The organism is Streptosporangium sp. NPDC050148 (genome assembly GCF_055586505.1).
In genome coordinates, this window is sequence record NZ_JBVJIA010000013.1 from 1 (window position 1) to 14,194 (window position 14,194).

Annotated in this window: 12 protein-coding genes; 8 read left to right on the forward strand and 4 right to left on the reverse strand. The window is 72.2% G+C overall.

Annotation, left to right across the window (positions count from 1 at the left end; genetic code table 11):
• The 8 genes from ACZ6RT_RS16470 to ACZ6RT_RS16505 all read left to right on the forward strand — a co-directional run.
• Positions 1–231, forward strand: a 231-nt coding sequence (locus ACZ6RT_RS16470; RefSeq protein ID WP_470154271.1) for a hypothetical protein, incomplete at its 5' end; no start/stop codon positions are given.
• Positions 232–306: 75 nt separating this feature from the next.
• A complete protein-coding gene (locus ACZ6RT_RS16475; RefSeq protein WP_399197266.1) occupies positions 307–1,071 on the forward strand; it encodes an SDR family oxidoreductase in 765 nt (254 codons plus the stop codon).
• A gap of 942 nt (positions 1,072–2,013) precedes the next feature.
• Positions 2,014–3,033, forward strand: coding sequence for an SGNH/GDSL hydrolase family protein (locus ACZ6RT_RS16480; protein WP_399197265.1), 1,020 nt, complete (start codon positions 2,014–2,016; stop codon positions 3,031–3,033).
• A gap of 287 nt (positions 3,034–3,320) precedes the next feature.
• Positions 3,321–5,534, forward strand: coding sequence for an iron-containing redox enzyme family protein (locus ACZ6RT_RS16485; protein ID WP_470154273.1), 2,214 nt, complete (start codon positions 3,321–3,323; stop codon positions 5,532–5,534).
• 47 nt (positions 5,535–5,581) lie between these two features.
• Positions 5,582–7,417 carry a carbamoyltransferase family protein gene (locus tag ACZ6RT_RS16490; RefSeq protein ID WP_470154274.1) on the forward strand — a complete coding sequence of 612 codons (1,836 nt, stop codon included), beginning with the start codon at positions 5,582–5,584 and terminating at the stop codon, positions 7,415–7,417.
• A gap of 165 nt (positions 7,418–7,582) precedes the next feature.
• Positions 7,583–7,723: a hypothetical protein gene (locus ACZ6RT_RS16495; protein WP_399197262.1), complete on the forward strand. Its 141-nt coding sequence runs from the start codon at positions 7,583–7,585 to the stop codon at positions 7,721–7,723.
• On the forward strand, positions 7,720–8,934 hold the full coding sequence (locus ACZ6RT_RS16500; RefSeq protein ID WP_470154276.1) for an ATP-grasp domain-containing protein: 1,215 nt from the start codon (positions 7,720–7,722) through the stop codon (positions 8,932–8,934). The genes ACZ6RT_RS16495 and ACZ6RT_RS16500 overlap by 4 nt, the downstream gene beginning before the upstream one ends.
• Positions 8,935–8,966: 32 nt before the next feature.
• Entirely contained in the window at positions 8,967–10,028 is a 1,062-nt protein-coding gene (locus ACZ6RT_RS16505) for a helix-turn-helix transcriptional regulator (RefSeq protein ID WP_399197260.1), read from the forward strand.
• A 71-nt stretch (positions 10,029–10,099) separates the two neighbouring features.
• Here the strand turns inward: ACZ6RT_RS16505 and ACZ6RT_RS16510 are convergent, their stop codons facing one another.
• The 4 genes from ACZ6RT_RS16510 to ACZ6RT_RS16525 form a co-directional block, all read right to left on the reverse strand.
• Positions 10,100–10,471 (reverse strand): hypothetical protein, encoded by a 372-nt coding sequence (locus ACZ6RT_RS16510; protein WP_344898395.1) that lies wholly within the window; start codon positions 10,469–10,471, stop codon positions 10,100–10,102.
• Between the two features lie 53 nt (positions 10,472–10,524).
• Complete coding sequence (locus tag ACZ6RT_RS16515) at positions 10,525–11,907, reverse strand: amidase family protein (protein WP_470154279.1); 1,383 nt, start codon at positions 11,905–11,907, stop codon at positions 10,525–10,527.
• Entirely contained in the window at positions 11,904–12,947 is a 1,044-nt protein-coding gene (locus tag ACZ6RT_RS16520; RefSeq protein WP_399197258.1) for an RNA polymerase subunit sigma-70, read from the reverse strand. The genes ACZ6RT_RS16515 and ACZ6RT_RS16520 overlap by 4 nt, the downstream gene beginning before the upstream one ends.
• A gap of 159 nt (positions 12,948–13,106) precedes the next feature.
• Complete coding sequence (locus ACZ6RT_RS16525; RefSeq protein WP_470154630.1) at positions 13,107–13,991, reverse strand: alpha/beta fold hydrolase; 885 nt, start codon at positions 13,989–13,991, stop codon at positions 13,107–13,109.
• Positions 13,992–14,194 lie beyond the last annotated feature (203 nt).

The following is a 14,194-nucleotide window of genomic DNA, read 5'->3' on the forward strand; positions in this document are numbered from 1 at the left end:
GGCTACGAGATCCGCACCGCCGCGGTCCTGCGCGCGATTCCCTGCATCACCACCGTCCAGGGCCTGGCCGCAGCCGTCCAAGGCATCCAGGCGATGGCATGGAGTGACCACGATGTGAGGTCGCTCCAGGAACACGCGCGGAGGCAGAGGGCCGATCTCCGCCCCCGGGCGATCCAGGGGGAACCGGCACGGGCGGGCGTCCGTCCAGCAGATGAAACGGCGGTTCCGTGATTCTCGGGGCTTGATACGTTGTTGCTTCTGCCCAGTGTTCGTTTCTCGTGAATCGCCGGCCGATGGGAGCATTTGATGACCGGAACCGTGGTTGTGACCGGTGCGAGCAGTGGAATCGGCGCGGCGACGGCCAGACGGCTTGCGAAGGACGGATACGACGTGGTGCTGGCGGCTCGCCGCCTGGACCGGCTGCGGGAGCTCGCCGACGAGATCGGCGGGCGCGCGCTTCACCTCGACGTCACCGACCCCGAGTCCGTCGCCGCTCTCGCCGCGGCGCTGGACAGGTGTGACGTGCTGGTCAACAACGCCGGTGGGGCGATCGGCTCGGAGTCCGTCGGCACGGGCGACCCCGCCGACTGGGCCCGTAGTTTCGAGATCAACGTGCTCGGCACGCTCCACGTCACCCAGGCGCTGCTGCCCCTGCTGCGTGCCGCGGGCACCGCCACGATCGTCACCCTGACCTCGACCGCGGCCTACGTGAACTACGAGGGCGGCGGCGCCTACAGCGCGGCCAAGCACGCCGAGCACGCGCTGGTGCAGACGCTGCGGCTGGAGCTGGCGGGTGAGCCGATCCGGGTGGTGGAGGTCGCGCCGGGCATGGTGCACACCGAGGAGTTCGCCCTCAACCGCTTCCGTGGCGACGCCGGCAAGGCCGCTGCGATCTACTCCGGCGTGGACCGGCCGCTCGTCGCCGAGGACGTCGCCGAGTGCATCGCGTGGACGATCGGCCTGCCGCCCCACGTCAACATCGACCAGCTGGTCGTGCGGCCGCTCGCGCAGGCGGCCCAGCACAAGGTGCACCGCGGCCCGCTCTTCCCCTCCTCCGAGAACGATTCCTGAGCCCTCCTCATGAAGGAGGACACGGCGGATGAATCGGCAGAACAAAATGGTGTGACCGCCCGGAAGCTCTTCGTGAGAATTCCACGTCGACTCGTATTCTTTTCCGTCGGGTGACGGATCGGCACACGCCGCCGCCGGTTCGACGCCCTCCGCACGGTGTCATTTCACTGTTTACGGCCCGCCATCACCGGCGGGCCGTTTTTCATGGGTCCCGTAAGCCGTGGGATGCGGACGAAAAAGAAGGGGGCGATGGTGCGCGCGCCCATTCGTGTCCGATTCAACGTACCTTTTCATTGATATCGGTCTTTTATTGTGTTTTTGGCGGTCTTGATTGTTCACCGACCGCGAGCGCCCGGCTCCAGCGCCGGTCACGACATCCGAACACCGCTCTGTCCTGGTGCGATGACCACACCACGGCGGCACCCTCTCCCTATGGTGATCACACCGGAGCCAGGGCCGTGGCCAGGCCGGACGCACCGGAGAATCGGTCAGCGGATCACGCGGCCGGCCCGGACACGCCTCCCCGTCGGCATGGAAAACGACCTCGAATACACGGGGTCACCCATCGTGATATTCGAGTACATCCTCCGTTAACAAATGCGGACCGCTAAAACGGATAACCGCTGTTATCACATGGATATATGTCAATCAAGAGCTTGATAGCGCACGGGCGCCTTGCTACCTTTGTCGTGGTTGAGCCAATTCCCCCTGCCCTTGCGCAGGACACGGGAAAAATCGGGGTGACAGGTCGGCTGCGACGAGGACGCCGCTCAAGACAAACCTCCCTCAGTGGATATCAGCGTTCGATGACGCACCAGCTTTGACTTTTGCCATGCCCGAATACGCCAGGGCACCGGCACGAAGACCTTTTCGTCATCGCGGCCTCGGGCCGCCCGCCATCGGCGCGGGCGGCCGACGGCCACGACCAAGGAGGAATCACCTGTGAAGTCGCAGCGCGCTGCCCTCACGCCTCAAATGCTGCGGTACGACGACTTCGACCACCGCTCGGAGACCCGGTGGCTTCCCTACCTGATGTACTTCCACCGGGTCGGCTACCGCTCCGAGGTGATCAACACCGACGCGCTCGGCTTCCGGATCTCCCACGGCGCCGGTGCCCGCGCCTCCGCCGGCGGTGACCTGCCGCGCGGCCCGGTGCGGTTGTTCGCAGGCAGTTCCACCGCGTTCGGCATCGGTTCCACGACCGACGCCGCCACGATCCCGTCCCGGCTGTGGACCGAGTACGCGCCGTCGGTGCCCTGGCTGAACTTCGCCGGACGGAGCTACAACTCGACGCAGGAGCTGTCGCTCTTCCTGCTCTACCGTCACCTGCTCCCGGAGATCGAGGAGATCGTCGTCTTCTCCGGGCTCAACAACCTGGCGCTCGCCCGGCTGCCCGAGTGGCAGCGGGGGGACCACGGCGGCTTCTTCAGCTGCGGCGAGTACTTCGAGCAGATGGAGGAGCTGCGCGCCCGGCATCGCAAGGCGCCCGTGGTCTTCGGCCGGCGTGCCGAGCGCAGGGCCGCCCCGCCCGAGGAGGCGCCGGTGCCGCCGCTGGCGGACCGCATCTCCTACGCGGCGGACCTCACCGTCCGCCACCTCGAAGGCTGGCGCCTGCTGGCCGGGCAGACCGGGGCGCGGCTCTCCTTCGTGATGCAGCCGCTCGCCACCTGGGTCAGGGAGGAGCACGCCCCGCAGGAGAGGCTGCTGTTCGGCGAGCTGGACGAGAAGTCCAACTTCTGGTCGCTCTACGGCGACATCGCCACCAAGGAGGCCGGCCGCGCCTACGCCGAGGCGCTCCGCGACGCCTGCGAGAAGAAGAAGATCGACTTCTTCGACATCAACCCGGTGCTCTCCGAGGCCGTGCGGGAGCAGGACTGGCTCTTCGTGGACCGGGCCCACTTCACCGACGAGGGGCACGACATCGTCTCCCGGATCCTGGCCGACTCCCTCGGCCTGACCTGACCCGACCCGACCAGGCCTGGCTCGACCGGGCCCGACCTGACCCGGCCTCCCCCCCGCGGCCCGAGGGCTCGCAGGTCCCGAAGGCCCGTCCCGAACCGAACCGAACCCCCGAAAGGAACGTGTGCCGTCATGTCGTTCGTGCGAAGGGTGCTGTCCAGGCTTTTCGGCCGCAGGCCCAAGAAAAAGAAGAAGGACGACGCGTCCATCTACCCCATGTTCTGACGAGCCCGTGCGATCCCCCGGCTCGCCGGGGACGGGTCCCTGAGACACGAAGGAAGGGCAGGAAGGTGCGACGTCGTACGTCACACACATCTCCCCCGGAGGCGCAACCCCGGGGCGGGACGGAATCCACCTCCAGGACGCTGTACGCGAAGGCCGGCGATCCGGAGGGCTCGTTCCCGGCGGGCGGGTTCGTCCAGGAGATCCGCGCCGAACTGCGGCGGCTCGCCGGCCCGCACGACGGCACGCCACGGCTGGACGATCTCGTGGAGCAGGCCGCGACCTGGGCCGGGCAGGACAGGGAGCGCTACCGGTCCCTGATGGAGCGCGCCTCCTCCGGCCCGCCCGGCGCCGGCGACGTCCTGGTCCGCCGGGCGGCGCTCGGCTGCGCCCCGCTCGGCCTGGCGTCCGGGGCGTGGCTGCAGTGGCTGAGCTCCCCGGGGAACGCCGACGACGCCGTGGTGCTCGACATCCTCACCCTGTACGCCTCCGACGTGGGCGTCGGTCATCCCCGCGCCTCCCGGGGCAGCGCCTATCTCGTCCTGCTGCGTCACCTGCTGCTGTCGGAGAACGCCGTCCCGCGGACCCGGCTCGCGCTGGAGCGGCGGATCGCCGACGGGGCCTTCTACCTGCCGGCCCTGCTGCTCGGCATGAGCCGCCGCCCGGACGACTTCCGGCCGGAGATCCTCGGCGCCGACCTGTGCCTGCGCTCCGCCGGGCTGCCGCCCGCGCTCACCCTGGTCAGGCAGGCGCATCCGGCGGCCACGGACTGGACCGCGATCGATCCGGGCACCGTCCGGCAGGCCGGATGGCGCTCCGGGGCCGAGCAGAGCCGCGTCGCGGTGGAGGCGCTTCTCGACGCGGCGCCCGGCGGAAGGGGGGACGTGTCCCGCCCCGCCGGGGGTGACGCGGAGCGGGTGGCGCTGGGTTTCGGCTGGGCCCTGGCCGCGCTGCGACGCTGGAGCGACGACCTGCACGCCGAGCTCGACGCCTCCCTCGACCCCGCGTACGAGATGGCCGAGCTGCTGAGGATCAGGTCCCGCGAGGGCTCGGTCTACCACCACGACTTCACGCTGCAGGGCCGGTCGCTGTCGGAGTGGCTGAAGCAGAGCCGGACCGACCCCGGGCCGCTGCTGGAGGCGCTGGCCGGGAGCCGCCTGGTGAAACCCGGGCGCTCGTCGGCCAGCTCGCTGGTCAACGGCCTGGTCGGTGAGCGCGGGCCGATGTTCCGGGTCTTCGGCCCCGAGGACCTGTCGGTGATCCGCCGCTGGATCGACGCGCTCCCCGCCGGTGGGGACGGGCCGGCGGCCGTGCCGCCCCCGGCCGTTCCCGGCCCGGACCCGCTGGTGCTGCCGTCGCTGCAGGCCGCCCCGCCGGAGCAGGGACGTACCCCGTCGGGACTGCGGGAGGCCTACCACCTGCTGCAGCGCAGGACCGACACCCCGGCCCTGCGCCGCTTCGCGCTGACGTACGTGCACCGCTGGCTCGCCCGGTCCCGGCACGGGATCGACAACGGCGAGCTGCAGCTCCCGGAGCGGTGGAGCCCGGAGGGGCTGCGGCCCTGGCTGGCCGAGCAGCACGACCGGCACGGGCGCGAGTTCGAGGAGAACGCCGACGTACCGGTGCCGTCGCGCGAGGAGCTGATCGACTCCACCCTCCAGCTGGCGCCGCTGACCCTGATCGACGGGAGCTGGCTGCAGGGGTTCACCGACTACGAGCACGCCTCCTCCGAGATCGGCCACTCCCTCTTCGAGACCTACTGGGACGAGCTGGGGAACGGCGAGGTGAAACTGAACCATCCGCTGATCTACCGCCAGGTCCTCGCGGAGATGGGCATCGAGCTGCCGCCCACCGGGACGCCCGAGTTCGCGCGCTGGCCGGGCCTGCGGGAGAGCTCGTTCGAGCTGCCGGTGTACTGGCTCAGCATCGGCCGGTTCCCGCAGACGTTCATGCCCGAGGTGCTGGGGCTGAACCTGGCCATGGAGCTGTCCGGGGTCGGCGGCACCTACCGGCGCGCCCGCATCGCCCTCAGGAAGCACGGGTTCAGCACCCGGTTCGTCGACATCCACAACACCATCGACAACGTCGCCAGCGGTCACTCCGCGTGGGCCGCGGACGCGGTCGACACCTACATGGCGGCGCTGCCCTCCTCCCGGGGAACCGGCGCCCAGGCGCGGGCCTGGGGACGGGTCCGGGCCGGCTACCGGTCACTCAACCCGCCGAGGGGGTTCTGGGCCCGCCAGGCCGCACGCCGGGCACGAGCGCCCCGCGACTCCCGTTGAGCCCCCCTCCGCAGCACCCCTCCGCAGCCCCCTGAAGGAGCACGCCCGTGTCAGACCTGGTCCTGGGCATCTCGGCCTACTATCACGACAGCGCGGCCGCGCTGGTCGCCGACGGGGTCCCCGTCGCGGCGGCGCAGGAGGAACGCTTCACCCGCCGCCGCCACGACTCCGCCTTCCCGTCCCGGGCGGTGGAGTACTGCCTGCGCGAGGCGGGGGCGGACCTGGGCGACGTGTCCGCGGTCGCCTACTACGAAGACCCGAAGTTGAAGTTCCGGCGGGTGGTGTCGACCTTCCTGGGGGCGGCTCCGCGGGGCTTCGCCTCGTTCAGCGCCACCCTTCCCGAGTGGCTCTCCTGGAAGCTGGACGTCGCCACGACCCTGCGGCGCAGGCTCGCCGAGCTGGACGCCGGAAGGGTGCCGCGGATCGTGATCCGCCGCCACCACGAGTCCCACGCCGCGTCCGCCTTCCTGCCCAGCCCGTACGAGAGCGCCGCGGTGCTCTGCATCGACGGGGTCGGCGAGTGGGCGACGACCACGCTCTGGCACGGGCGGGGGAACCGGCTGCGGCAGCTCGCGGAGCTGCGCTTCCCCCACTCGCTGGGGCTGCTGTACTCGGCGTTCACCTACTTCTGCGGTTTCAAGGTGGACTCGGGCGAGTACAAGCTGATGGGCCTGGCCCCCTACGGCCGGCCCCGCTACGCCCACCTGATCAGGGAGAGGCTGATCGACCTGAAGCCGGACGGCTCGTTCCGGCTGGACATGCGCTACTTCGAGTACCTGCGCGGGCAGGTGATGACCGGCCGCGGGTTCGAGCGGCTCTTCGACGGGCCGCGCCGGCTGCCCGAAGGCCCCCTCACCGAGCGCGAGTTCGACCTGGCCGCCTCGGTGCAGCAGGTCACCGAGGAGGTCGTGCTCGCCCTGGCCCGTACGGCCCGGCGGGTGACCGGCGAGTCCCGGCTCTGCCTGGCCGGAGGGGTGGCGCTGAACTGCGTGGCCAACGGCAAGGTGATCCAGGAGGAGGTCTTCGACGAGGTGTGGATCCAGCCCGCCGCCGGTGACGCCGGAGGCGCCCTGGGCGCCGCCCTCGTCGTCGCCTCCGAGCGGGGCGCGGCCCGCGCGCACCTGGGCACCGGGCGGGACGGGATGTCGGGGTCGCTCCTCGGGCCCGCCTACGACGACGAGGAGATCGGCGCCTACCTGGACGCCGAGGGCATCCCCTACACGCGGCTGGAGCCGGACGAGCTGGCCCGCCGGGTCGCCGCCGAGCTGGCCAGGGGCAGGATCGCCGGATGGTTCCAGGGACGGATGGAGTTCGGGCCCCGCGCGCTGGGAGCCCGTTCCATCCTCGGGGACCCGCGGGACACCGGGATGCAGTCGGAGATGAACCTCAAGATCAAGTTCAGGGAGTCGTTCCGGCCGTTCGCGCCGTCGGTGCTCGCCTCCGACGCCAAGGACTACTTCGACCTCAAGCAGGACAGCCCGTACATGCTCGTGGTGGCGGGGGTCTCGGCGGCGCAGCGGATCGAGGCCGCCGACACCGGCGGCGTGACCGGGCTGGACCTGCTCCGCGTGCAGCGGTCCACCATCCCCGCGGTCACCCACGTCGACTCGTCCGCGCGGGTGCAGACCGTCACCGAGCACAACAACCCCGCCTACCACCGGCTGCTGGCCGCCTTCAAGGAGGAGACCGGCTGCCCGGTGCTGGTGAACACCTCGTTCAACGTCCGCGGCGAGCCGATCGTGAACTCCCCGCGCGAGGCGTACGCCTGCTTCATGCGCACCAACATCGACCTGCTGGCCATGGGCGGCTTCCTGCTGGACAAGACGGCCCAGCCGGAGTGGCGCGAGGAGAACGACTGGCGCGAGGCCATCCCGCTGGACTGACCCGGGCACCCGCCCCTCCCGCCCGCGGCCACGTGCCGGTGACCCTCGCGGCCGCCGTGCCCGCGGGTGCGCGTACCCGCGTGCCCTCGGGTGCGCGTGCCCGGTGTGCCCCCGTGCCCGTACGTGCCCGCCTCCCCGTACGTCCGAGAAAGGAACGCATCCCCGATGCGCAAGGTGGCACTTCTCTCCGCCTACTACCTGGTGATCACCCCGGCCGGCCTGCTGGCCCGGGTGACGCGCGATCCCCTGCGCCGCCGCTGGAACCGGCGCGCCCGCACCTACTGGATCTCCGCGGAACGGCCATGACGGACCACATCCTGGTGATCCACCGCTGGCGCGACCGGCACGCGCTGTACGAGCACTACATCGACCACCACGCCCACCGGGTCAGCTACGTGACCACCGAGCTGGGCAGGGCGTCCGTACCGGAGACCGCCGCGGAGATCGTGACGGTCCCGGCCACCGACGACCTGGGGGCGGTGCGCGCGGCCGCCGAGACGCTGACCGCGCGCTTCGGCCCCCCGGCCCGGGTGCTCGCGCTCAACGAGGGCGACCTCGACACGGCCGCCCGGCTCCGCGCCCACCTCGGGTACCCGGGGCAGCGGCCGGACCGGCTGGCCCGGTTCCGCGACAAGCTGACGATGGTCCGGACGGTCTCGGCGGCCGGTCTCGCGGTCCCCGCCTTCGCCGACGCGCCCGGCTCGGAGGCCGTGCTGGACTTCGCGGACGCGCACGGCTGGCCCGTGGTGGTCAAGCCACGGCGCGGCACCGCCAGCAGGGGCGTGCTGCGGCTCGACTCCGCCGGGGAGGTGTCCGCGCTCGGTGACCTGCCGCCGGAACCGCGGCTGGTGCAGCGTTTCTGTCCCGACCCGGTCTACCACGTCGACGGCCTGTGGACCGGTACGGAGCTGGGTCCCTGGCGGGCGTCGCGGTACCTGAACACCTGCGTGGACTTCACCGTCGGCGAGGTGCTCGGCTCCGTGGAGGTCGACGACCCGGACCTGCTGGGCCCGCTGGGCGACTTCACCGCCGCCGTGGCCGGCGCCCTGAGCGACCGGCCGTGGGTGTTCCACCTGGAGGTGTTCGTGGGGTCCGGGGGCGACGGCCTGCCGCGCATCACCTTCCTGGAGGCGGGGTACCGGGTCGGCGGCGCCGAGATCCCCTTCCTGTGGCGGGAGGTCCACGGCATCGACCTGATGGCCGCCGCCGCCGACGTCCAGCTCGGCCGTACCCCCTCGCTACGGGTGCCGGCCACCTGGGAGACCGGTGGCTGGCTGCTGGTGCCGACCCCCGTACCGGCTCCTTGCCGGGTGGTCTCGGCCGAGCTGCGGATCGACCCGCAGGAGGGCCCGTACGCGCGGGTCGTGCCGCCGGTGGGACGCCTGGTGCCCCGGGTGGGCGGTTACGAGCACGTCGGGGCGCGGTTCCGGTTCCGCGGGGCGTGCACCGACGACGTGGAGAAGGCCATCGTGAAGACCGCGTCCCAGTTCCGGCTGGTCTGCAGCCCCGTGCCGTGACGTTCGAGTGCCGTGGAGGTGAACGATCCAATATGCGTACGGACATTCCGGCGGCTCCGCCGGAACTCATGGACACCGCCGTCGCCGTGTACAGGTACGCGATCATGTGCGGTCACATCAACGCCGGGACGGTGGCGTCCGAGCTGGGCATGGGCCCGGCGGAGGCGGCCGAGGCCTGCGAGAACCTGCTGGACCTCAAGCTGCTGATGGAGAAGGACACGGAGGGGACGCTGATCCCGGTCCATCCCGACCTGGCGCTCACCGTGCTGAACGAACCGCTGGCCGACGAGATCAGGCGGCGGGAACAGGCGATCGACGTCAACACCCGCCGGATCCAGCGCATCTCCGAGGACCTGGCGCGGGCCGCCGCCCGTCCCCAGGGCACCGAGGGCGTGTACCTGGTGTCCGATCCCGCCGAGGTCCAGCGGGAGATCGACGCGGCGAGCCTGCGGTGCACCCGGGAGGTGGTCGTCATGCGGCCCGGCGGCTGGAAGCGCGAGGGCCGCCGGGCCGACGCCGTCTCCACCGAGGCGTCGATGTTCAAGCGCGGCATCACCCGGCGGATGCTGTTCCAGCACACCACCCGCGCCAGCCTGGGCATGCGCTCCTACGTCGCCCGGACCGTCGAGCACGGGGGGCTGGTCCGCACCACCTCCGAAAGCCTGGAGCGCATGTTCATCTTCGACCGGCAGATCGCCTTCATCCCCGCGGACCCGCAGGGCGACGCCCCCTCGGGCGCGGCGATGATCACTCATCCGGTGGTGGTGGACTTCCTCTACCGGGGCTTCGAACGGGTCTGGGCGGGCGCCATGCCGTTCGAGGGCAGGGACGTGAGCTACGACGAGGTCTCCGCGGACATCAAGCTCTCGCTGCTGCGGATGATGGCGTCCGGCCTCAAGGACGAGGTGATCGCCAACCGGCTCGGCATGGCGGCCAGGACCTGCCGTCGGCACATGTCGGCCATCATGGACGAGCTGGGCGCCACCAGCCGCTTCCAGGCCGGCATCAAGATCGCCCAGATGGGCGTGCTGTCGCCCGAGTACGCCCTGGACGCGGCGCGGGACGGCCGGGACGACGCCCACCCGTCCTGGTGAGGTGGGACCGGGAGGGGGCCGAGGCGGGGCGCGGGGTGGGGGCGCGCACCCGGTCGGCAGCGGGGAACCGGTCAGCGGTAGCGGAAGCCGTCCAGGAACCGGCGGAAGACCCCGCCCACCCGGGGAAGCGGTTCGGCCGGGGGTGGCGCGGTCGCGCGCTGCCGGGCGATGGGCTGGTCGTAGTCGGTCCGCGCGATGGCGTCGACGATCTGTTCCTCGTCGTAGTCCTCGGACCCCTCGATCACCGGCACGAAGCCGACCAGCATCCCGTTCCGCATCACCTGGGCCTCGAGACCGGCCGTGCCGTCGGTGTCCCAGTCGGCCTCCCGGCCGCCCGGCAGCAGCACCCGGACCCCCATGTGATGACCGCCCCTGGCCAGCTGGGCGTTGATGCCACGGTCGCGCAACGCGTCGACGACCCTCCGGGCCCGGTTCTCTTCCACCTCTCCCAAGGTAGCCGGGCCGGGCCGTTTCCGAGCGGGCGCGGGAGCCGTCCTCAGATCGGAGGACGTCCCGGGCCGCCGGTCACGTCCGCGAGGAGCTCGGCGAAGGTGATCGCGGTGTCGTCCTCGTGGAGCGGGCCGATGACCTGGACCCCGACCGGGAGCCCGCCCGGGGTGCACCCGATCGGCGCGGCCACCGCGGGCAGCCCCGGCAGGGAGGCGTGGGAGATCCAGAACGGCAGGTCCCCGTACGGCCGCTCCCCCTCGGGCGTCACGATCACCCTTTGTTCGAAGGGACGCGGGTCGTGCGGGAAGGCGGGCGTGAAGGTGACCGGGCACAGGAACACGTCGACGTCGCCGAAGTGGGCGTTCCAGGCGGCGCGGGCGGCCGTCCGCCGGTTCTGCTGCTCGACGATCGCCGGGAACGGCGCGAACTCCCCGCCGGGCCCCTGGGAGGCGAGGAAGAGCCCGACGTGGAAGCCGAACGACTCGGCCTCCCGGACCGGGTCCACCCCGTCCGGCCAGCCCTCCACGAGGGTCGCCCCGGTACGGGCGAGGGCGTCCACGAGATCCGAGAGCGGTCCCGCGACCTCGGCGGAGACCGGTGCCCGCGGGTGGTCGAGGACGAAACCGACGCGGAAGCCGGCCGTCCGGGTGTGGCGGGAGGGCGGCAACGTCCAGGAGCAGGCCCTGGCGGCCTGCCCGTCGGGGCCCGCGGTGACGCCCAGCGCCGTCCTGAGGTCACCGGCCGACCTGGCGAGCGGCCCCGCCGAGGTCATGTACGCCGCCTCGTCGGGACCCGGCGGGACGCCCGGCGGCGAGAACCCGCCCAGCGGGACGATCCCGGTGCTCGGCCTGAGCCCGTACACCCCGCAGAAGGCGGCCGGGATGCGGATGGACCCCACCAGGTCGGTCCCGTACTCCAGGAACGTCAGGCCCGCGGCGAGCGCGGCGGCCGACCCGCCACCGGAGCCGCCCGGGGTGCGCGCGGTGTCCCACGGGTTGTTCGTCACGCCGTACAGCTCGTTGGCCGTCTGCGCGAAGTCGCCCAGCATGAACGCCACGTTGGTCTTGCCCGCGATGATCGCGCCGGCCCCGCGCAGCCGCCTGACGACGGTGGCGTCCGAGGCGGCCGTGAAGCCCGCGGAGGCGGGATCGCCCCAGGTGGTGTGCGATCCCGCGACGTCGAAGGCGTCCTTGATCGTCATCGGGACGCCGTGCAGCGGCCCGGTCTCCCGGCCGCGCGCCAGCGCCCGGTCCGCCGCGGCCGCGTCCCGGAGCGCCTCCTCACGCCGGAGCTCCACGACCGCGTTCAGCGCGGGGCCGACCGCGTCGATCCGGGCGAACAGCGCCTCGGTCAGCTCGGCCGAGGAGATCTCCCGGCGCCGGATCATGCCCGCGGCCTCGGACGCCGGCAGGAACAGGACCTCGTTCACGACGTCTCCCCGGTGAGCCGGGCGGACGTCTTCCCGATCGGGGTGGCGGGCGTCTCCCCGGTCGGTGGAGCGGGCGTGTCCCCGGGCAACGTGGCGGGCAGGCCGAAGGCGGGGAACAGGCCGGCGCCGAAGGTGGTGAACTCGGCGATCGCGTCACCCCGGACCCGCAGCACGTCCAGCTTGGCCGCCCGGTACACGGTGTCGCCGGGCCGGCGCAGGTAGCAGGCGGCGGCCGGATGCCGGTTGGCCATGGTGGGCAGCAGCCTCCACTCGCCCGCGCGCCCCGGGCCGAAGGCGCGCTCGAACAACGGCGCCAGCGCCTCAGGGCCCTCGTGGCACAGCGGGTGGGGTGGCATCGTGACGCGCAGGTCGTCGTGGACGAGCGCGGCAAGCGCCTCGGTGTCGCACCGGGCGTGCGCGTCGACGTAGCGGGTCAGCAGCGTCCGCTCCCACGGGCTCGGCTCACCGGCCGGCCGGTCCGGAGAGTGCCCGCGCAGCGTGCCGCGCGCCCGCTGCAGAGCGCTGTTGACCGCGGTCACGCTGGTCCCGAGCGTCTGCGCGGTCTCCCGCGCCGACCAGCCCAGCACCTCCCGCAGGACGAGCACCGCCCGCTGCTGGGCCGGGAGCAGCTGGATGACCGCCAGGAACGTCAGCTCGATCGTCTGCCTCGCGACCACGACGGCGTCCGGCTCGGACTCGGCGGGCGCGATCTCGTCGAGCAGCCGGTCGGGGTACGGCTGCAGCCACGGCACGTCCGCGAACGAGCGCAGCAGCCCGGCCCGTCGCGCGTCACGGCGGATCGCGTCCAGGCAGGCGTTGGTCGCGATCCGGTACAGCCAGGCGCGCAGATCGGGGCCGCCGTCGAAGCCATCGCGGTGGTGCCAGGCGCGCAGGAGCGTCTCCTGCACCAGGTCCTCGGCGTCGGTGAACGAGCCCAGCATCCGGTAGCAGTGCACGTGCAGCTCGCGGCGGTATCGCCCGGCCCGCTCGGCGAACGCCGACCCCTCCTGCGTCATGTCCAGATCCTGAAGAAGTGTCATGCATGTGAAACGTCACCGGCCGGGCCGGCTCATCGGCCGGGCGACGACTTTCTCATGTCCGGATGAAGGACACCCGGATGAAAGGCCACCGTACGACGGCCCACCCGCGCTCCTCCGTACCGCGGGGTCCGCGGCGTGGCGGTCACGTCCCGCGCGGATCTACCGCGTCACGCCCGCGTTCCGCAGGAGGGCGCGCAGGATCGGCTCGGCGTGGGTCCACAGCACCGCGCCGCCGATGTCCGGCACGAGATGCCGGACTGCGCCCGGGATCCGGGCGGTGAGCGTGGCCCCCCGGTCGGGCGAGTGGCCGGTGTCCTGCTCGCCGTACCAGACGTCGACCGGAACGGTGATCCTCCCGAGGTCGAACGGCCATCGTCCCATGGCCAGGACGGTGTCGCGGGCGTAACCGGCCGGTCCCTGGCCGAATCCCTCGTCCAGGGCACGCCGGTAGGCGGCCTCGAAGGCGGGGGTGGTGTACACCGCCAGGTCGCAGGGCGGGCTTCCCGCGGTGACCATGTCCCACATCGCGGCCGGGCCGAGACCGGCGAAGATCCTCTCCGCGCCGTCCGGGTCGCGGACGGTCGTGGCGACGAGCTCGCGCAGCTGCGCGGGCAGTTCCCCGGCCCGCTCGGGCGCGGCGATCTCGTCCGCGCCGGACACGACGGCCAGCGCCGGGACGATCCCCTCCACCGCGCACGCGAGCGCGAACGGCGCGCCCTGGGAGTTGCCGACCATCACGGGGGATCCCAGCCCGCGCAGTCCGGCGAGGTGCCGGATGTCGTCGGCGAATCCGGAGAACGTCCGGCCGGGAGCGGGTGTGGAGGCGCCGAGGCCCGGCCGGTCCACCGAGATCAGGCGAACGCCGAGCGCGTCGACGGCGTCCGCGCCGAACCCGAGCCACCGGCTCGTGGCCGCTCCCGGGCAGAGCAGCACCGGGACGCCGTCCGGCGGCCCCCACTCCGCCCAGCCCAGCGTCCGCCCGTCGGGAAGCCGGCTCTCTCCGAGCCGATGAGGATCATCGATGCGCACGTTCACGTCCTCCATGATGGCCATGTGCCCGCCGTGCCCGCACGTGATTTTCGGCCTGCCCCGAACTCTGTCGGCAGAACACCCTCTACCGGACCGTGGCCCGGAACCCCCGCCCCCTCCCGGAGGAGATCCGGCGGGACCGCGATCCGGGACGGCACCCCCCGTACCGTCCCCGGGACGACCTCGGCCCCGTCCAGGCTCGTCGGGGGGAGGAGACG